Raw genomic sequence first — 18,844 nt, 5'->3', positions numbered from 1 at the left:
GGGATGCTGCGCTCGCGTGAGCGATCATGGCATGCAGGTTCGTGAAAACCAAACCTCCGGCGCGCCGCGCGTCAACAAATTTTCCTCAGTGTTCGTCGTCCCTGGCCGTCAGTTCATGGGCGCCAACCCCACCCGGAAGCGTGAATCCGTCGTTTCGCTGGTCGGTGGCGTTGGCCAGCACGACAGCGAAGAGGGGGAGGAAGACGGCGCCGGCGATCAGGAGCCACATGAAGACCCCGGACCCGACGATCACGGCGGCGAGGAAGCAGACGAGGCGGATCGACATCGACCACGCGTAGCGTCGCTTGCGCAACTTCATGTCGTCCGCCGCGCTGCTGCGCGCGGTGGTGATGCGAACGGCGTCGGGCTGGGCCATACGGTCGACTCTACGTCGCTAGGCTCCACAATCCACGGGCCGTGTCACAGCCCACACAGGCCCGCCGTGCACGGCGTCCAGGAGGAACCATGACCAACCGCACCTACCGCGTCACCGAGATCGTCGGCACCTCGCCCGACGGCATCGACCAGGCCGTCCGCAACGGCATCGAGCGCGCCGGCCAGACCCTGCGTCACATCGACTGGTTCGAGATCACCCAGATCCGTGGCCAGGCCAAGGACGGTGCCGTGGAGCACTTCCAGGTCGGCATGAAGGTCGGGTTCCGCCTCGAGGACGAGTGATAGCGACGCCGTCGGATTCCACGTACCCCTCAGTAATCACTAGCGTCGGAGCGTGAGCGAGATGCCCGGATCCACCACCCCCCGTTCCGTCCTGGTCACCGGCGGCAACCGCGGCATCGGCCGCGCGATCGCCGAGGCCTTCCTGGCCCAGGGCGACAAGGTCGCCGTGACCACCCGCAACGGCGGGGCCCCTGAGGGCGCCCTCGACGTGCGGTGCGACATCACCGACCCGGACGCCGTCGAGGCGGCGTTCAAGCAGGTCGAGGAGGCGCACGGCCCGGTCGAGGTGCTGGTGGCCAACGCCGGCATCACCAAGGACACCCTCCTGCTGCGGATGAGCGAGGAGGACTGGTCGTCGGTCATCGACACCAACCTGACCGCCACCTTCCGGCTCACCAAGCGCGCCGCCAAGGGCATGCTGCGCCTGCGTCGCGGCCGGATCATCCTGATCTCGTCGGTCGTCGGGCTGCTCGGCTCTGCCGGCCAGGTCAACTACGCCGCGTCCAAGGCCGGTCTCGTCGGCATGGCCCGCTCGCTGGCCCGCGAGCTCGGCAGCCGCTCGATCACCACCAACGTCGTCGCCCCGGGCTTCGTCGAGACCGACATGACCGACGTCCTCACCGAGGACCAGAAGGCGCTGATCAAGACGCAGGTGCCGCTCGGTCGCTACGCCTCGCCCGCCGAGGTCGCGGCAGCCGTCACCTGGCTCGCCTCCGACGGCGCCGCCTACGTCACCGGAGCCGTCATCCCGGTCGACGGCGGCCTCGGCATGGGGCACTGACCCACCCGCTTCGCCACACCACCCGCACCGGCCGCGACTGGCCAGACTGGAAGGCACACGCACATGGGAATCCTCGACGGCAAGCGCATCCTCGTCGCCGGCGTCACGATGGACAGCTCGATCGGCTTCGCGACCGCCCGGGTCGCGCAAGAGCAGGGCGCCACGGTGCTGATCTCCAACTTCGGCCGCGCGCTCAACATCACCAAGCGCATCGCCAAGCGGCTGCCGCAGGAGGCGCCGGTCCTCGAGCTCGACGTGACGGACGAGGACCACCTCGCCGGTCTCGCCGACCAGGTGCGCGAGCACGTCGACGGCCTCGACGGCGTCGTCCACTCCATCGCCTACGGCAACCCCGAGACGCTGCTGGGTGGCAGGTTCATGAGCGGTCCCTGGGAGGACGTCGCGCAGGCCGTGCAGGTCTCTGCCTACTCCCTCAAGTCGCTGGCCGTCGCGACGCGCCCGCTGATGTCGCGCGGCGGGTCGATCGTCGGACTGACCTTCGACGCGACCACCGCGTGGCCGGCGTACGACTGGATGGGCGTCGCGAAGGCGGCCCTGGAGAACACCTCGCGCTACGTCGCGCGCGACCTCGGCCCCGAGGGCATCCGCTGCAACCTGGTCTCCGCCGGACCGCTGAAGACCCTCGCCGCGAAGGCGATCCCGGGCTTCGAGGACCTCGAGTCGGCGTGGAAGGACCGCGCCCCGCTCGGATGGGACGAGACCAATCACACGCCCACCGCGCAGGCCGTGTGCGCGCTGCTGAGCGACTTCTTCCCGGCGACCACCGGCGAGATCGTCCACGTCGACGGCGGCTTCCACGCCATGGGGCTGTAGGGCCACCAGCGCCCTTCGGTAGTTTCCTCGCGTGACCTCACTCGTCGAGCTGCGCATCCTCGAAGGCCCCAACCTCTACTTCCCGCGCGCTGCGGTGAAGCTGACGCTGGACGTCTCCACGATCAGTGATGCGAGCGACGAGGCGGTGCTGCGCTTCGCGCGTCGCATCGGCCTGCGTACGACGCGCCCGGGTGCGCCCGGGTCGGGGTTCCGGCAGCGCTTCGCGGTGCGTGCGGTCGAGCGCCTCGTACGCGCCATCGCGAGCGAGGCGGGCACCCGACGCCTCGCCGTCCGGGTGCGGCCCACCTCGGACCCCCAGGTGCTCGTCGTCGCCTTCCCGTGGCGCAACCGCGAACGCGCGCGTGCACTGGGCGAGGCCGTGGCGCACGCCCTCGACGCCCTGCCGACCCCCGACGTGGAGTCCGCCGTCAGCACCGCCGCTGCCGAGGTCGCCGCCGCGCCCCGGGGCACCCGGCCGACGACCATCGTCCCGAGGATCCCGGTCGTCGCGGTGACCGGCACCAACGGCAAGACCACGACGAGCCGGATGATCGCCCACATCGCCCGCACCAGCGGGCTCGTGGTCGGCTGGTCCAACACCGACGGCGTCTACCGCGACGGCGTGCTCGTCGAGGCGGGGGACTACTCCGGACCCTCCGGCGCCGTCCGCGCCCTCGGCCTCGAGGGCGTCCAGTTCGCCGTCACCGAGACCGCCCGCGGCGGCATCCTCCTCAAGGGCATCGGCATCACCCGCAACGACGTCTCCGTGGTCACCAACGTGACCGCCGACCACCTCGGCATGCAGGGCATCGACACCGTCGACCAGCTCGCGGAGGTGAAGTCGGTGGTCCCGCGGATCACGCGCAAGGACGGGTGGTCGGTCCTCAACGGCGACGACCCACGCGTGCTGGCCATGCAGTCGGTGATCTCCGCCCAGCCGTGGATCTTCAGCCGCGACCCAGACTCGCCCGCGGTGCGCGAGGTGCTGGGTCACGGTGGCGGGCGCGCCACCACCGTGATCGACGGCTGGATCACGGTCCTCGCCCCGGGCGTCGACCCCGATCCGCTGGTCGAGCTGGTCGACGTGCCGATGACGCTGGCCGGGCTCTCCCGCTTCAACATCGAGAACGCCCTCGCCGCGGCCTCGGCGGCCCTGGCGATCGGGCTCTCGCGCGACGACGTGATCACCGGTCTGAGGACCTTCCGCCCCGACGCCGAGCACAACCCGGGCCGGATGAACTTCTTCTCGCTCCCGGGGGACGTCTCGGTCGTCATGGACCTCGCCCACAACGAGGCCGGGCTCGAGGCGCTGCTCGAGATCATGGCCGGCGTACGACGTCCCGGCGCGCGTCTCATGCTCGGCCTCGGCGCCGTCGGTGACCGCACCGACGAGCTGATCGACGCGCTGGGCGAGATCGGTGCCAAGGGCAGCGACGTGGTCGCGATCGGCCACAAGGAGTGGTACCTCCGGGGCCGCACGATGGATGAGATCGACGGCCTGCTCCGGGCCGGTGCCGCCCGCGTGGGGGTCACCGACATCGACACCTACCGCACCGAGGTCGAGTGCCTGGCGGCCCTGGTGGCGCGCGCCGAGCCCGGCGACGTGGTCGGGCTGATGTGCCACGCCGAGCGGCAGGAGGCGTACGACTGGATCGCCGGGCACGGCGGCACCGCGGACACCCCGGAGACGCTGTCCGAGAAGGTGCGCGCGGCCCAGGCCCGAGCCGCGGCGGGCTCAGACGTCGCCGGGGTCGACCTGCTCGCCGGGCGCTCCGATGTCGAGGTCTCCCTCGACGATCATCCCCGACATCCCACCCGGTGACCGCGTCTCGTGCAGCTCACCGGGCTCCCAGACAGCGGCCTGTCCGGCCGTGAGCCGGCGTACGGTCCCCTCGGCACCTGCCACCTCGGCCTCGCCGGAGAGCACGACCAGCAGCTGACGACCCGCGGCCGGGTGACGACCGATGGTGCCGCCCGGCGTGAGGGAGACCGCGATCAGGTGCGCGTCGGCGCTGATGCCGAAGGCGCCCACGGAGAACCCGCGGCTCCCGTGGCCCTCGATCGGACGGTGGGGCAGGTCGGCGAGGTCGAGGATCCTCACTCAGGCCGCTCTCTCACGAGTCGGACGTCGGGGGTGTGTAGTCCGGGTCGGCCGAGGGTGCGTCGGGGTTGCCGCCCGAGCCCGCCTGCGCCACGTCGGACCAGTTCTCGAGCTCGGTCATCACCTCGGCGTGCTTGTCCACGCAGACCACGACGAGGTCGCCCGCGTTGGCTCGGCTCATCGCGTGACGGACGGCCTCGATCTCGTCGAGGACCATCTCGGCCTGCTTGCAGCGGGCGCCGGCGTCCATCGCGGCCCGTACGCCGTCGAGCACGAGCTGCGCCGTGGCACCGCGCTCACGGCCCCGGAGTGCGACGTCCTCGCGGATGATGCACACGTCGAAGTGCTGGGCGGCGATCGTGCCGAGCTCGACCATGTCCTGGTCACGGCGGTCACCTGCGGTGGCGATGATGCCGATCCGCGAGGGGCGGGCCAGGTCGTGCGAGGACTCCAGCGAGTCACCGACGCGGTCCACGAAGTCGCCGAGCATCTTCATGCCGGGGGCGTTGTGGCAGTAGTCGACGATCACGTTGACGCCGTTGACGTCCACCTCGTTGAGGCGACCGGGGGAGAGGTAGTAGTTGGTGGAGAACGTGCGCAGGCCCTGGCGGATGTCGTGCAGCGGCGCACCGGCGGCGAAGGCGGCAGCCGCCGCGGCCAGCGAGTTCTGGACGTTCATCCGCGCCCGGCCGTTGAAGGTCGCCGGCAGCAGGTGCGTCCATGCGAGCTGCATCTCGCGGCGGCCGTGCTGCACGACCATCATCTCGCCGCGCTCGGTAGGGTTGAGCACGATGGCCTTGCCGCCGCGACGGCAGTGCGCGTCGATCATGTCGCGCACCTCGCTGCCGGGCTCCTCCATCGAGAACCACACGACCTGGCCCGAGCACTTGCGTCGCATCTCGCGCACCAGCGGGTCGTCGGCGTTGAGCACGGCGTGCCCGTCGCGCGGGACCGCCTCGACGATGACGGCCTTCACGTCCGCGAGCTGCTCGACGGTGTCGATGCCGCGGAGCCCGAGGTGGTCGGGCTGCACGTTGAGCACCACGGCGACGTCGTTGCGCTCGTAGCCGAGGCCCTCGCGCAGGATGCCGCCTCGGGCGACCTCGAAGACGGCGAAGTCGACGCGCGGGTTCTGCAGCACCATCCGCGCCGAGCGCGGGCCGGAGGCGTCGGCCCGGATCACCAGGCGCTCGTCGATGACGACGCCGTCGGTGGAGGTCATGCCGACCTTGCGGCCCATGCCCTTGAAGATGTGGCTGATCATCCGGCTGGTGGTGGTCTTGCCGTTGGTGCCGGTCACCGCCACGATCGGGATCCGCGACGGCGCTCCCGGCGGGAAGAGCATGTCGACGACGGGCTTGGCGATGAACTGCGGCTCGCCGATCGTCGGGTGCGTGTGCATCCTGAAGCCGGGCGCTGCGTTGACCTCGCAGATCGCGCCGCCGGCCTCGCGCACCGGCTCGGTGATGTCGGGGCAGATGAAGTCGATGCCGGCGATGTCGAGGCCGACCATGCGGGCGGCCTCCTCGGCGATCTCGACGTTCTCCGGGTGCGCCTCGAAGGTGCGGTCGATCGAGATGCCACCGGTGGACATGTTGCCGGTGAGGGCCAGCTTGACCATCTCGCCCTCGCCGGGCACCGAGGTGAGGGTGTGGCCCTGGTCGGCGAGCACCTCGATCGCGGCGTCGTCCACCTTGATGCGGGTGAGCACCTTCTCGTGGCCCACGCCGCGGCGCGGGTCGGCGTTGGTCAGGTCGACGAGCTCCTCGACGGTCATCCTGCCGTCGCCCGTCACCGAGGCGGGGACCCGCTCGGCGATGGCGACCATCCGGCCGTCGATGATGAGGCAGCGGTAGTCCTTGCCGGTGACGAAGGACTCGACGATGACGGACCCGCGGCGCGACTGGCCCTCCGCGATCGTGAACGCAGCGCGTACGTCGTCCTCGTCCTGCAGGTCGAGGCAGACCCCGCGACCGTGGTTGCCGTCGAGCGGCTTGAGCACGACGGGGTAGCCGATCCGCCGGGCAGCGGCGACCGCCTGGTCCGCGGATCGCACCGACTCCTGCTTGGGCACCGGGAGGCCGGCGGCACCGAGGAGCTTGGTGGTGAGGTCCTTGTCGGAGGCGATGTCGACGGCGATGGACGACGTCTCCGACGTCATCGTGGCGCGGATCCGCTTGGCGTGGACGCCCTGCCCGAGCTGGACGAGCGAAGCCTGGTTGAGCCGGATCCAGGGGATGTCGCGCGACACGGCCTCGTCGACGATGGCCTGCGTCGAGGGGCCGAAAGCGGTGCGCTCGGCGCGGCGGATGAACTCGTCGCGCGCGGTCTCCCAGTCGAAGTCCGGGTCGCCCTCGACGAGGTGGTTGACCAGGCGTACGGCGAGGCGGCCCGCGGTGAGGCCGACGTTCTCGTCGACGTAGCCGTAGATGATGTTGTAGTGGCCCGGCTGGCCCTTGACGGCACGGGTCTTGCCGCGCCGGATGTCGTGGCCGACCAGCTGCTGGAGCGCCAGCGCGGCATGCTCGGCGACGTGGCCCAGCCACGTCCCCTCGTTGAGCCGCTCCAGGAAGCCGCCCCGACGACCGCGCGAGCAGGAGTGCTCGCGCAGGCCCGGCAGCATCGCGACGAGGTCGTCGGTGAAGCCGGGGATGGTGTTGCTGGGGAACTGCTCGAGCGAGCCGAGGTCGACGACCAGGTGGATCGACTTGTCGTACGACCAGACGTTGGCGCCGCGGTAGACGCGCGTCTCGGTGATCTCGAGGTCCGGGGTGGGCCGCTCACTCATGCACGTACTCGCTTCGCTCCGTGCGCGCATGAGGCACATGTCGCACTGTGTCGGATGATGACCTCGCTGCGCTCGGTCATGCGTTGTCTCCCTGGTTGAGGCTCGGGGGCAGGTCGATGGACGGCCGGGAGGCACGCCGCATCTTGAGGCGGCGGCGGATCGCGGCCGGAGCAGCGTCGGCGGCCGCGATGTCGCGGGCCAGCTGGCGCAGGTCGCGACTGGCCTCGGCGAGCTCGTCGGCATCCTCCGCGGCGATGTCCGGCTCCTGGGCGACGAGCTCGCGCGTCGACAGGTTGAAGACGGCCTTCTCGGGCAGCACGTGGAAGAGCACGCCGCTCGCCAGCAGCGGCGAGGACCGGGTGGCCTCGTAGGCGTTCGACACCATCCGGGAGCCGTCGAAGATCGTGACCGCACCCTTGCCGAGGACCCGCATGACCATGTCGCCGTCGATGTCCTCGACCAGGCCGCAGGTGTCCTCGTCCACGCCGATGCCCAGCAGGTGCGGGCTCTGCGCGACGATCATCAGGAGCCGGCCGTAGCGGTTGCGCTGGTCGAAGTGCTGGTCGATGACGGTGGCGTCGACCAGGCCGAGACCGGCTGCCACCTGGGTCATCCGCTGCTTCGGCGTCGCGCCGCCGACGCCGAAGGCGACCATGTGCGACGACTGGATGCTCGCGCCCGCCGAGGTGCCGGCCACGACGGCACCGCGCTCGTGGGCGCGCAGGATCGCGTCGCCCACCGGGGTGCCGCACACGATCGACGACAGCTTGAGCTGGTTGCCGCCGGTCATGAAGATGCCGGTGGCCTCGTCGAGCGCCTTCACCAGCGCCGGGTCCTGCGCCTGCTCGCGGCTCTCGGGTCGTACGGCGTCGACGCGGTCGGCACCGAACTTGGTGAAGAGGGCGTCGTAGACGTCGACGACCTCCCGCCCGAGGGAGGACGCGGTCGGGATGACCGCGATCCGGGAGTCCTTGCCTCCGCTGAGGGCGACGAAGTGCTTGAGGATCGTCGGCTTGCGCACCTTGTCCTCGGCACCACCGATGATCATGAGTGGTCCGTTGGGCATGACACGCAGGCTAGCGGCTGCAAAGGTGTGCCGATGCAGCAACCATCCAGCGAAGGACTCCGACGGCTGGTCGTGATGCGTCACGCGAAGGCCGAGCCGACCGCTCCGTCCGACCACGACCGAGCCCTGGCGGCCCGCGGTCGCGGGGACGCAGCGCACGCCGGGCGCTGGCTGCGCGAGCAGGGGATCGTCCCCGACGCCGCGCTCGTGTCGGACGCCCTGCGCACCCGGCAGACCTGGGAGGAGGTCGCGCTCGCTGCCGACTGGGAGACGACCGCCGACCTCTCCGGGGCCCTCTACGCCGCCGGTCCGGACTCGGCCTTCGACCTGATCCGCGATGTCCACGCCACGGTGACGACGCTCCTCGTGATCGGGCACAACCCCACGATGGCGTCCATCGCCGAGCTGATCGACGACGGCGAGGGCGACCCTGCCGCCACGACCGGCCTCGTCACCCGGGGCTTCCCGACGTCTGCCCTGGCCGTGTTCGCGATCGCCGGCGAGTGGGCCGACCTCGGAGCCGGCGCCGGCCGGCTCGAGGCGTTCCACGCCGGGGATGCGTGAGCGGTCCGGACCCCGCTCCCGACCCCGCTCCCGACCCCGTGGTCGTGGCGCGTCTGCGCGCCGCCGGATGCGTGTGGGCCGAGGACGAGGCCGCACTGCTGCAGGCCGCGGCCGGGACCGTCACCGAGCTGGACGCGCTCGTCGCACGCCGCGTCGGCGGGGAACCGCTGGAGACCGTGCTCGGATGGGTCGCCTTCCTCGGCCGCCGGCTGTCTGTGGCGCCGGGGGTGTTCGTCCCGCGCCGCCGCACCGAGCTGCTCGCCCGTACGACGCTCGCCCGCGTCGCCGCGGTGGAGGGCCGGGTCGTCGTCGTGGAGATGTGCTGCGGGGTCGCGCCGGTCGCGGCCTGCCTCGACGGCACCGCGGCCGAGGTGCACGCCGCGGACCTGAGCCCGACGGCGTTGGTGTGCGCCCGCCACAACGCGCCGGGTGCAGCGCTGCACGCAGGCGACCTCTACGACGCCCTGCCGCACTCCCTGCGGGGCCGGGTCGGCGTACTGGCGGCCAACGCCCCCTACGTGCCCACCGACCGGATCGGGTCGATGCCGGTCGAGGCGCGCGACCACGAGCCCCTGAGCGCGCTCGACGGCGGCGCGGACGGCGTCGACCTGCACCGCCGGCTCGCGGCGGGTGCCGCGGACTGGCTGGCGCCCGGGGGAGTCCTGCTCATCGAGACCAGCCGGGCGCAGGCGCCGCTGACGACTGCGGCCATGGCGGCGGTCGGCCTGATGACCGAGGTCGTCGTGGACGACGAGATCGGCGGGTGCGTCGCGGTCGGCGTGAGGTCCGTCAGTCGATGACCGGGGCCGGCGTGACGATCCCGGCGTCGGCGTCGGCGTCCTCGATCTGCTCGCGGGAGATGCCGAGCAGGTAGAGGACGGTGTCGAGGTAGGGGACGTTGACCGACGTCTGCGCCGCGTCGCGCACCATCGGCTTGGCGTTGTAGGCGATGCCGAGGCCGGCCTCGTTGAGCATGTCGAGGTCGTTGGCGCCGTCCCCGATGGCGATCACCGCGTCCAGCGGAACCCCCACCTCCGCGGCGAACTCGCGCAGGGCCGTGGCCTTGCCGGCGCGATCGACGACCTCGCCCACGATCCGGCCGGTGAGGCGGCCGTCGACGATCTCGAGCTCGTTGGCGCGGGCGAAGTGGATGCCCAGGTCTGCGGCGAGGCGGTCGGTGATCTGGCTGAAGCCGCCCGAGACGATCGCGAAGCGGTAGCCCAGGCGCCGCAGCGTACGCACCATCGTGCGCGCGCCGGGTGCGAGCGCGATGGAGTCGTAGACCTCGTCCAGCGCCGAGACCGGCACGCCCTCCAGCAGCGCCACCCGCTCGCGCAGCGACTCCTCGAAGTCCAGCTCTCCCCGCATCGCCGCCTCGGTCACCCGGGCGACCTCGACCTCCTGGCCGGCATGGGCGGCGATCATCTCGATCACCTCGCCCTGGATCAGCGTGGAGTCGACGTCCATCACGATCAGGCGCACACCGCGGCGGTGCAGCGACTCGCGCTGCACGGCGAGGTCGATGCCGAGTCGCACGGCCTCCGTGGACAGCAGCGGGCGGAGCGTGTCGGCCGGCGCACCGGAGACGTGCAGCTCGATCGCGGTCACCGGATAGCGCGCCAGGCGCTCGATCCGGTCGATGTTGGCGCCGGAGTCGGCGATCCGGCCGGCGATCGCGGCCATCGCGGACGCCTTCAACGGACTGCCGATGAGCGTGATGTGCGACCGGTCCCCGCGCCGGCTCCTGTTGTCGCCGGCTCCGCGGTCGACCTCGACGTTCATGTCGAGCGCGGCGGCGGTGCGCTCGATGACGTCGCGCAGCTTCTTCCAGTCCCGCGGCGCGGTGACCAGGATGCCGAGCAGGAGGCGGCGGCGCAGCACGATCTGCTCGATGTCGAGGACCTCGACACCCGCCGCGGCCAGCACGTCGAACATCGCGGAGGTGACGCCCGGCCGGTCCTTGCCCGTGAGGGTGAGCAGGAGAGTCTTCGGCTCGTCTTCCATGGTGGGGGAAGGCTAGTCGCGGCACCCGGCCGACCGCGGGGCAGTCCGTCCATCGGTCGAAGTCCCGCTCCGGTGCGGCCGCGACGCTGGATCACACCCCCGGCGATGCCCTACGTTGCTGCCGCTGGCGGTCCACCCACGGCACCGCCCGAACCCAGGGGGTTATCCATGGACTTCATGACAGCGGTCCGGACCTGCTTCGCCAAGTACGTCGGTTTCAGCGGGCGCGCGCGCCGGTCGGAGTTCTGGTACTTCGTCCTCTTCACCTTCCTCGTCGGGATCGTCACCAGCATCCTCGACAGCATCCTCGGCACCGACTACGACGGGAACACGAGCGGTGGCCTGATCAACACCCTCGGGAGCCTCGCCCTGTTCCTGCCCTCCCTGGCCGTGGCCATCCGCCGGCTGCACGACATCAACAGGAGCGGGTGGTGGATCCTCCTCGGCATCATCCCGATCGTCGGCTGGATCATCGTGATCGTCTGGTACTGCACCGACACCAAGCCGGGCGACAACCAGTACGGTCCCGACCCCAAGAACGGCCCGACCGGCGCCTACCCGCCGCCCCCGCCGGCCGAGCCCTACGGCACCGGCCAGTACGGCGGCTGACGCCCACCGCACACCGCCCACCACGCCACGCCCGGGCGCGGCCCTCTCGGCCGCACCCGGGCGTTGTCGGTGGCCCGTCGGGCCTACCTACTCCGGCGCCCGTGCCCCCGTCCGGTGACGGCGAGGTCGGCGGTCTCGACGCCGGCGGCACGCCCAGTCCCGGTGAACCGCTCGTCCTGCTGTTCTCGGACGACGTGAGGGATCCGACTACCGGTCGGGCCACACCTCGGGCGAGCACGCCGCCACGACGGCACGCCGCGCCGCACGTCCCAGCGGCTGCAGCAGCCCGCGGCGGCGCTCCACCTCGTACGCCGAGATCGCCCCGCCGTCGTCGGCGAGCGCCAGGTCGACGATGGCCCAGGCCTGCAACCCGCGGGCCGCGAGGTCCACGCACCGCGGCGGCGTGCCGAGAGGTGCCTCCAGCGCCGGTCGGTGGTGCAGGTTCATCAGGGCATCGGCGGCCTCCGGGCGCCACCGCGCCACGTCCAGGTCGGCGAGGTCGCCCGCCGCGCCGATGAGTGACTCGCGCAGTCCACGGTCCGCCTCGCCCACGTCCGGCAGCTGCCGCGGTGCCGCCTCGAGGACGCGCCACTGCACGGTCTCGCCCCGTTCCTCCGGCACCAGCCCGACCGCACCCGCCACCACGGCCTGACCGGCGTCCATCGCCGCCTCGTTGAAGGCGCGGGGGCCACCGAGGCCCAATGGGTCGCCGTCGACGGGAAGCGCCAGTCCGGCGTACGTCGCGCCGCCGGCGCGCGTGCGCGCCAGGAGGTCGAGCGCCGAGCCGCCGTCCAGCAGGTGGGTGTCGTCGGCCAGCACATCGAGGACGTGGTCGGTCTGCTCGTGGCCGCGCAGCCAGGCGGTGAGCCACCAGGCGAGGACGGCCGAGTGGGGCAGGGCCAGCGAGGAGGACGACATCGCGGGCGAGGCTACTCGCTCCTGCATGACCGTCGTGTCCGGCCCGGAGCGGGCCCGGACGCTGGATAGGGTGCGTCACATGGTCGCCGTCATCGAGTTCGCAGGGGTCACGGTGCGCCGTGGCCGGTCCCTGCTGCTCGACGACGTGAGCTGGGAGGTCGAGGAGGACGAGCGCTGGGTGGTCCTCGGACCCAACGGCGCCGGCAAGACGACTCTCCTCCAGGTCGCCGCCGCGCAGCTCCACCCGACCTCGGGTGTCGCCGGCATCCTCGACGAGGTGCTGGGCACCACGGACGTCTTCGAGCTCCGGCCCCGCATCGGGCTCACCAGCGCTGCGCTGGCCGACCGGATCCCCAGGTCGGAGCTGGTCAAGGACGTCGTCGTCTCCGCGTCGTACGGCGTCGTCGGCAGGTGGCGCGAGCAGTACGCCGACCTCGACCACGACCGCGCCGGTGAGCTCCTGGCCGAGGTCGGTGCCGCCCACCTCGCCGAGCGCACCTTCGGCACCCTCAGCGAGGGGGAGCGCAAGCGGGTCCAGATCGCGCGCGCGCTGATGACCGACCCGGAGCTGCTGCTGCTGGACGAGCCGGCTGCCGGTCTCGACCTCGGTGGCCGCGAGGACCTCGTCGCCACGCTGTCGGAGCTCGCCATGGACCCCGACTCACCGGCCACCGTGCTGGTCTCGCACCACGTCGAGGAGATCCCTCCCGGTTTCACCCATGCCCTGCTCCTGCGGGAGGGACGCGTGGTCGACGCGGGACCGGTGGACGACGTCGTCACCGCCGAGACGCTGTCCGACGCGTTCGGCATGCCGCTGCTCCTGAGCCGCGCCGACGACCGTTTCGCCGCGCGCCGTCGCCCGGCCCAGCGGATCCTCAGTCAGTGACTGGTTAGGCTCTGGACATGGACTGGATCCGCGACCACCTCTGGGAGACCTGGCTGGCGCTGTCGATCGCGCTCGGCGTCGCCGAGATGTTCAGCCTGGACCTGATCCTGGCGATGCTGGCCGCCGGTGCCGTCATCGGGATGGTCGCCGCCCTGATCGGGCTGCCGGTCGTCGCCCAGATCCTGCTCGCGCTCGCGGCGTCGGTGGCCGCGCTCGCGCTCGTGCGTCCGACGGTGCTCAAGCAGCTGCACAGCGGCCCCGAGCTGTCGCTCGGCCACGGCAAGCTGGTCGGCACCCGGGGCACGGTCACCGAGGAGATCACCGGCCTCTCCGCGGGCCGCATCAAGGCCGGTGGCGAGACCTGGACCGCCCTGCCCTACGACGAGAACCTGCGGATCACTGCCGGCGAGACCGTCGAGATCCTGCAGATCAAGGGTGCGACGGCCTACGTCCACCCCGTGGCCACGCTCGAGTCCTGAGCACGGCACCGCCACACCACCGCACCACAACATCTGGGGGAGAACCGAATGACCGCACTGTTGGTCCTGTTCCTGCTCATCATCGTCTTCGTCGTCGTGATGCTCGCCAAGACGGTGAAGATCGTGCCCCAGGCACGCGCCGCCGTCGTCGAGCGGTTCGGCAAGTACAAGTCGACGCTGCCGGCCGGACTCAACATCCTGGTGCCGTTCATCGACAAGGTGCGCTACCTCATCGACCTGCGCGAGCAGGTCGTGAGCTTCCCGCCGCAGCCGGTGATCACCGAGGACAACCTGGTCGTGTCGATCGACACCGTCATCTACTTCCAGGTCACCGACCCGGTCGCGGCGACGTACGAGATCGCCAACTACATCCAGGCCATCGAGCAGCTCACCATGACCACGCTGCGCAACATCGTCGGCGGCATGGACCTCGAGGAGACGCTGACCAGCCGCGACTCCATCAACTCCGGCCTGCGCGGCGTCCTCGACGAGGCCACCGGCAAGTGGGGCATCCGCGTCAACCGCGTCGAGCTCAAGGGCATCGACCCGCCGCCCTCCATCAAGGACTCGATGGAGAAGCAGATGCGCGCCGACCGCGAGAAGCGCGCCGTCATCCTCACCGCCGAGGGCCAGCGCCAGGCTGCGATCCTCACCGCCGAGGGTTCGAAGCAGTCGCAGATCCTGAACGCCGAGGGTGACCGCGAGTCGCAGATCCTGCGCGCCCAGGCCGACCGCGAGGCCTCGATCCTGCGGGCCCAGGGTGAGGGCCAGGCCATCCAGACCGTCTTCCAGGCGATCCACGACGGCCAGCCCGACCAGTCGCTGCTCGCCTACCAGTACCTCCAGATGATGCCGAAGATCGCCGAGGGCAGCGCCAACAAGGTGTGGGTCATCCCCTCGGAGATCACCAAGGCGATGGAGGGGCTCGGCTCATCGATCCACGAGATCGCCGGCATCCCGCGCGACGCCACGCCGCGCACCCGCGTCGACATGGGCCCCTCGGAGCCGCAGCTGCCGAAGCCCTCCGGATCGGGCACCAGCAAGGTCGTCGAGGAGGCCATCGCCGAGGCAGAGTCGGTGGCGCAGGCCCCGACGCGGACGACGCCCGCACCCGTGGTCGACGCTCCCGCCGAGGGTGGACCCCCGCGGGAGTGAGTCCGCTCGAAGCCGTCCTGATCACCCTCGCGGGGGTGGCCGCCGGCACCATCAACACCGTGGTGGGGTCGGGAACGCTGATCACGTTCCCGACCCTGCTGGCGTTCGGCGTCCCCCCGGTGACCGCCAACGTGAGCAACACGGTCGGCCTGGTCCCCGGCAGCATGTCGGGGGTCGTCGGCTACCGACGCGAGCTCGCCGGGCAACGCTCCCGTGTCCTGCGGCTCGGGTCCGCCTCGCTCGTCGGGGGCATCGCGGGCGCGTTGCTCCTGCTCGTCCTGCCCTCCGCGGCGTTCGACACCATCGTGCCGGTCCTGATCCTGCTGGGCGTGCTGCTGGTGATCTTCGGGCCCCGGATCCAGCGCGCCGTCGCGGCGCGGGCCGAGTCACGCGGCGGCATCCCCGACCACGGCGTGTGGTGGGTGTGGCCGGCGGTGGCCGCAGCCGGGGTGTACGGCGGCTACTTCGGTGCCGCGCAGGGGGTCCTGCTCATGGCGATCCTCGGCATCGGGCTGGCCGACTCGATGCAGCGCCACACCGCCACCAAGAACGTCCTCGCGCTGATCGTCAACGGCGTCGCCGCCGTCGTGTTCATCGCGGTCGCCGACATCGACTGGGCGGTGGCGGGCCTGATCGCGCTCGGCTCGGTCGTCGGGGGCCAGATCGGCGCCACCGTCGGGCGTCGGCTCTCGCCGGCACTGCTACGCGCCGTGATCGCCGTCGTCGGGCTCGTCGCCCTCGTGGTCCTGCTCGTCTGACGGCGCCCCCGGTGGCTCCACCCACGCCCGCAACCACGTGGCGATCTCGGTGTAGGCCCGCGCCCGCACCTCCGGCCGGGACAGCACGACGTCGTGCATGGCGCCGTCGACGGCGATCGAGGTGACGTGCCGTCCGACCGACGACGCCCACCGCCTGATCTGCTCGACGTCGAGGACGATGTCGTGGGTGGAGGCGGTGACGTCGGTCTGCTCCCCGAAGTGCGAGCGCGCCGACGACAGCACCAGGGTCGGGCACGCGACATCCAAGCCTGCGTGCAGCATCGCGTGCCCACGGCGTACGGCCCGGAGCCAGCCGACGTAGACCGGTCGGGACTCGAGCGGTTTCCAGCCCAGGTCGTAGTCCCACTCGCCCCCGTGCTCGCGGTGCAGCGAGCGCCCGTAGACACCGCTGATCTTGCGCGGGATCGCCTGCATCGGGCGGGTGGTGCCGAACCGCTCGATCGCGACCCGGGCCGCCGGGCTGCGCAGCCAGGCCGACCCCTGCATGTCGAACCACGGCGAGTTGAGCACCATCGCCAGCAGCTCGGGAGGCCGACGCTCGTGCGCCCAGAGGGGCACGGTCAGCCCGCCGGTGGAGTGGCCCGAGGCGATGACCTCACGGTGCCCGTCGCGCTGGGTGATCCGCCACCACGCCAGGTCGATCTCCGCGTAGTACTCGTGGAGGTCGCCGACGTAGTTGGGGGTCTGGTGCTCACGCAGCGACCGGCCGTACTTGCGGAGGTCGAGGGCGTAGAACGTGTAGCCGCGGTCGGCCCACCAGCGGGCGTACTCGGTGTGGAAGAAGTAGTCGGCGAAGCCGTGGACGTGGAGCACCGCGCGTCCGTTGGGACGGGTGGGCTCGAGGGTGACGAGCGTGGCGACGACGGCGCCCTCGCTGTCGGGCGGGAGCGAGATCGTCTCCACCCGGTAGTCAGGTCCGAGGACGTCGGCCTGCGGCGGCACCAGGGGCATGACCCGACCCTATCGAGCGGCCTACGATTTCGTGGTTCGACCTCGGGGCCGGGTGGCTGGCCTTTACCCTTCGCCTGTGTCGAACGCGCTGGGGTCCCTGATGCGCGGGTTCTCGACCTACGTGCAGCAGCGCGTCGAGGGCTGGCGCACGGGTTCGCGGGGCAGCCAGGCCTTCATGCTGACCATCATGCTCGCGCTGGTCGCGCTCGCCGTCGGCATCGGTGCCCTGGTCGAGCGGGTGGTGCCGGTCTCGCTGTGGTTCCTCTTCCTCATGCTCGGCACGATGCTGCTGCGCTTCCTCCCGCTCGTGGTGCTGGGCCTGGTCCTCATGGGCGTCGCGTGGTGGACCTCCGTCCAGAGCAGCTTCGCGACCGCCAGCAGGGGAGCGGCGCTGGTCATCTTCGCCATCGGTCTCCTGCTCGCCGTCTACCAGGCGAGCAAGCAGCGGTCCGGGCTGCCGATGGCGCTCAGCGAGGCCGTGCTGACCCAGCTCCGCGACCGACTGCAGCGCCAGGGGGTCGTCCCGCCGCTCCCCAACGGGTGGCGCACCCAGTCCGCCACGATCACCGCCAACGGCCCCAGCTATGCCGGCGACTTCCTGGTCGCCGACCTCCGCGAGGGCCGGTGGCTGGAGATGGCCCTCGTCGACGTGTGCGGCAAGGGCACGACGGTCGGACCGCAGGCGCTCCAGTTCGCCGGTGCTCTGGGCGGGCTGATCGGGGCACTGCCGCCGGCCGACCTGATGGCCGCCGCCAACAACTTCCTGCTGCGGCAGGAGTCCGACGAGTCCCTGGCCACCGCCGTGCACATCAAGGTCGACCTGGTCACCGGCGACTACACGATCACCAGTGCGGGCCACCCGCCGGCGCTCCACTGGCACCTCGGGGAGCGCGGGTGGTCGATCGACAACGCCCGCGGCATGGCGCTCGGCGTCATCGAGGAGGCCGACTTCACTCCGAGCCGTGGGCGCCTGCGCCCCGGGGAGGCGTTGATGTTCTACACCGACGGCGTGATCGAGACCTCCGACCGCGACCTCGACGACGGCATCGACTGGCTGCGCGAGGTGGCCCTCCAGGCCGTCGACGCGCGCGGCTTCACCGGCATGCCCAAGCGGGTCCTCAAGAAGGTCCCGCGGGGCGACGACGACCGCGCGATGCTCGTCCTCGAGCGCCAGCCGCTGACCTCGCCCGAGCGCGACTCCGAGCAGTTCCGCGGACTCGGGGCCTGAGCCCTCGTCCAGCGCGCAGGTCAGGCCTGCGCGCCCCGTGAGTAGAGGTCGCGGATGACGTCCTCGATGTCGGGCTCTTGGATCGACAGGTCAGCGACGTCGTACGCCGACGCCACCGCGGCGACGATCGGCGCCGCGCTCGCGTCGCTCGGGAAGGACAGCCACTGCCGCGGTCCCTCGACGCGACGCACCTCGGCGCCCGGCACGTCGATGGGCGGGGCCTCGTCGACGAGGTCGACGACGAGCGTCCGGGTGGACCCGCCCTGGGCGTGCAGCCCGGCCAGCGAGCCGTCGTAGACGCTCGTGCCGTGGTCGATGACGATCACCCGCTCGCAGAGGGCCTCGATGTCCTGGAGGTCGTGGGTGGTGAGCATCAACGTGGTGTTGCGCTCGGCGTTGAGCGAGCGCAGGAACTCGCGCAGACGCCCCTTGCTGACCACGTCGAGGCCGATGGTGGGCTCGTCGAGGTAGAGCACCTCCGGGTCGTGCAGCAGCGCCGCAGTGATGTCGCCGCGCATCCGCTGGCCCAGGCTGAGCTGGCGCACCGGGGTGTCGAGCTGGTCGCCGAGGTCGAGGATCTCGATGAAGCGGTCGAGGTTCTCGCGGTAGCGCGCGGGTGGGATGCGATACATCCTCTGGAGCAGCTCGAAGGAGTCGATCAGCGGCAGGTCCCACCAGAGCGTGGAACGCTGCCCGAAGACGACGCCGATCCGGCGGGTCAGCTCGACGCGGTTGCGGCTCGGATCGAGGCCGGCGACCTGCACCCGGCCCCCGGTGGGCACGAGGATCCCGGTGAGCATCTTGATCGTGGTCGACTTCCCCGCGCCGTTGGGGCCGATGTAGCCGACCATCTCGCCGGGCCGGACGGAGAAGGTGAGGTCGTGGACGGCCACCACCTGCTCGCGGGAGCGACGGCGGCGACCCTCGACCCGTCGGCGCACGTCGAAGGTGCGCTCGAGGTCCTGCACCTCGATCAGCGCCCCGGCCTGCGTGGGGTCGTGGCGGTCTGCGTCGGTGGACATG

The 18,844-nt window shown here is 71.4% G+C and carries 20 protein-coding genes; 12 read left to right on the top strand and 8 right to left on the bottom strand.

The window, feature by feature from the left end; all coding sequences use genetic code 11:
* Positions 1-85: 85 nt before the first annotated feature.
* Positions 86-376, bottom strand: coding sequence for a DUF3099 domain-containing protein (locus BM127_RS13505; protein WP_091199329.1), 291 nt, complete (start codon positions 374-376; stop codon positions 86-88).
* Between the two features lie 89 nt (positions 377-465).
* On the opposite strand from BM127_RS13505, the gene BM127_RS13500 reads away from it, so the two are divergent.
* From BM127_RS13500 to BM127_RS13485, 4 genes are all read left to right on the top strand, one after another.
* Positions 466-678: a dodecin gene (locus BM127_RS13500; protein ID WP_091199328.1), complete on the top strand. Its 213-nt coding sequence runs from the start codon at positions 466-468 to the stop codon at positions 676-678.
* 61 nt (positions 679-739) lie between these two features.
* Positions 740-1,459 (top strand): 3-oxoacyl-[acyl-carrier-protein] reductase, encoded by a 720-nt coding sequence (gene fabG / locus BM127_RS13495; RefSeq protein WP_091199473.1) that lies wholly within the window; start codon positions 740-742, stop codon positions 1,457-1,459.
* 63 nt (positions 1,460-1,522) lie between these two features.
* On the top strand, positions 1,523-2,293 hold the full coding sequence (gene fabI, locus BM127_RS13490; protein WP_091199327.1) for an enoyl-ACP reductase FabI: 771 nt from the start codon (positions 1,523-1,525) through the stop codon (positions 2,291-2,293).
* 31 nt (positions 2,294-2,324) lie between these two features.
* On the top strand, positions 2,325-4,115 hold the full coding sequence (locus BM127_RS13485; RefSeq protein ID WP_231263387.1) for a Mur ligase family protein: 1,791 nt from the start codon (positions 2,325-2,327) through the stop codon (positions 4,113-4,115).
* Here the strand turns inward: BM127_RS13485 and BM127_RS13480 are convergent.
* The 3 genes from BM127_RS13480 to BM127_RS13470 form a co-directional block, all read right to left on the bottom strand.
* Positions 4,029-4,394 (bottom strand): cupin domain-containing protein, encoded by a 366-nt coding sequence (locus BM127_RS13480; RefSeq protein ID WP_091199326.1) that lies wholly within the window; start codon positions 4,392-4,394, stop codon positions 4,029-4,031. The two genes, BM127_RS13485 and BM127_RS13480, sit on opposite strands and share 87 nt — an antisense overlap.
* Positions 4,395-4,407: 13 nt before the next feature.
* Positions 4,408-7,182: a cyanophycin synthetase gene (gene cphA / locus BM127_RS13475; RefSeq protein ID WP_091199325.1), complete on the bottom strand. Its 2,775-nt coding sequence runs from the start codon at positions 7,180-7,182 to the stop codon at positions 4,408-4,410.
* A gap of 76 nt (positions 7,183-7,258) precedes the next feature.
* Positions 7,259-8,248 carry a cyanophycinase gene (locus tag BM127_RS13470; protein WP_091199324.1) on the bottom strand — a complete coding sequence of 330 codons (990 nt, stop codon included), beginning with the start codon at positions 8,246-8,248 and terminating at the stop codon, positions 7,259-7,261.
* Between the two features lie 33 nt (positions 8,249-8,281).
* Here BM127_RS13470 and BM127_RS13465 point away from each other — a divergent pair, with 33 nt between their 5' ends.
* Both BM127_RS13465 and BM127_RS13460 read left to right on the top strand, forming a co-directional pair.
* The gene (locus BM127_RS13465; RefSeq protein WP_091199323.1) at positions 8,282-8,812 is read left to right on the top strand and encodes a SixA phosphatase family protein; all 531 of its coding nucleotides are present in this window, start codon (positions 8,282-8,284) and stop codon (positions 8,810-8,812) included.
* Positions 8,809-9,612 (top strand): putative protein N(5)-glutamine methyltransferase, encoded by an 804-nt coding sequence (locus tag BM127_RS13460; RefSeq protein WP_091199322.1) that lies wholly within the window; start codon positions 8,809-8,811, stop codon positions 9,610-9,612. The genes BM127_RS13465 and BM127_RS13460 overlap by 4 nt, the downstream gene beginning before the upstream one ends.
* Here BM127_RS13460 and serB read toward each other — a convergent pair.
* Positions 9,602-10,816, bottom strand: a complete 1,215-nt coding sequence (gene serB, locus BM127_RS13455) for a phosphoserine phosphatase SerB (protein WP_091199321.1) — start codon at positions 10,814-10,816, stop codon at positions 9,602-9,604. The genes BM127_RS13460 and serB overlap by 11 nt on opposite strands.
* A 168-nt stretch (positions 10,817-10,984) precedes the next feature.
* Between serB and BM127_RS13450 the strand changes: the two genes are divergently transcribed.
* Positions 10,985-11,425, top strand: a complete 441-nt coding sequence (locus BM127_RS13450; protein ID WP_091199320.1) for a DUF805 domain-containing protein — start codon at positions 10,985-10,987, stop codon at positions 11,423-11,425.
* Between the two features lie 207 nt (positions 11,426-11,632).
* On the opposite strand, the gene BM127_RS13445 is transcribed toward BM127_RS13450, so the two are convergent.
* Entirely contained in the window at positions 11,633-12,370 is a 738-nt protein-coding gene (locus BM127_RS13445) for a hypothetical protein (RefSeq protein ID WP_231263388.1), read from the bottom strand.
* 52 nt (positions 12,371-12,422) lie between these two features.
* Between BM127_RS13445 and BM127_RS13440 the strand changes: the two genes are divergently transcribed.
* The 4 genes from BM127_RS13440 to BM127_RS13425 are packed head-to-tail and all read left to right on the top strand — an operon-like array spanning position 12,423 to position 15,621.
* A complete protein-coding gene (locus BM127_RS13440; protein ID WP_091199317.1) occupies positions 12,423-13,229 on the top strand; it encodes an ABC transporter ATP-binding protein in 807 nt (268 codons plus the stop codon).
* 17 nt (positions 13,230-13,246) lie between these two features.
* Positions 13,247-13,708: an NfeD family protein gene (locus tag BM127_RS13435; protein ID WP_091199316.1), complete on the top strand. Its 462-nt coding sequence runs from the start codon at positions 13,247-13,249 to the stop codon at positions 13,706-13,708.
* Between the two features lie 48 nt (positions 13,709-13,756).
* Positions 13,757-14,863 carry an SPFH domain-containing protein gene (locus BM127_RS13430; protein ID WP_091199315.1) on the top strand — a complete coding sequence of 369 codons (1,107 nt, stop codon included), beginning with the start codon at positions 13,757-13,759 and terminating at the stop codon, positions 14,861-14,863.
* Positions 14,860-15,621, top strand: coding sequence for a sulfite exporter TauE/SafE family protein (locus tag BM127_RS13425; RefSeq protein ID WP_091199314.1), 762 nt, complete (start codon positions 14,860-14,862; stop codon positions 15,619-15,621). The genes BM127_RS13430 and BM127_RS13425 overlap by 4 nt, the downstream gene beginning before the upstream one ends.
* On the opposite strand, the gene BM127_RS13420 is transcribed toward BM127_RS13425, so the two are convergent.
* Positions 15,565-16,593, bottom strand: coding sequence for an alpha/beta hydrolase (locus tag BM127_RS13420; protein ID WP_091199313.1), 1,029 nt, complete (start codon positions 16,591-16,593; stop codon positions 15,565-15,567). The two genes, BM127_RS13425 and BM127_RS13420, sit on opposite strands and share 57 nt — an antisense overlap.
* A gap of 76 nt (positions 16,594-16,669) precedes the next feature.
* Here BM127_RS13420 and BM127_RS13415 point away from each other — a divergent pair, with 76 nt between their 5' ends.
* The gene (locus BM127_RS13415; protein WP_157829572.1) at positions 16,670-17,821 is read left to right on the top strand and encodes a PP2C family protein-serine/threonine phosphatase; all 1,152 of its coding nucleotides are present in this window, start codon (positions 16,670-16,672) and stop codon (positions 17,819-17,821) included.
* Between the two features lie 20 nt (positions 17,822-17,841).
* Here BM127_RS13415 and BM127_RS13410 read toward each other — a convergent pair whose 3' ends face one another.
* Complete coding sequence (locus tag BM127_RS13410; protein ID WP_091199311.1) at positions 17,842-18,843, bottom strand: ABC transporter ATP-binding protein; 1,002 nt, start codon at positions 18,841-18,843, stop codon at positions 17,842-17,844.
* Between the last annotated feature and the right edge of the window lies 1 nt (position 18,844).

It is taken from the genome of Nocardioides alpinus (assembly GCF_900112035.1).
Lineage (GTDB): Bacteria > Actinomycetota > Actinomycetes > Propionibacteriales > Nocardioidaceae > Nocardioides > Nocardioides alpinus.
Note: the sequence above shows the minus strand (reverse complement) of the source record. Positions and strands in the feature narration are given on the sequence as shown.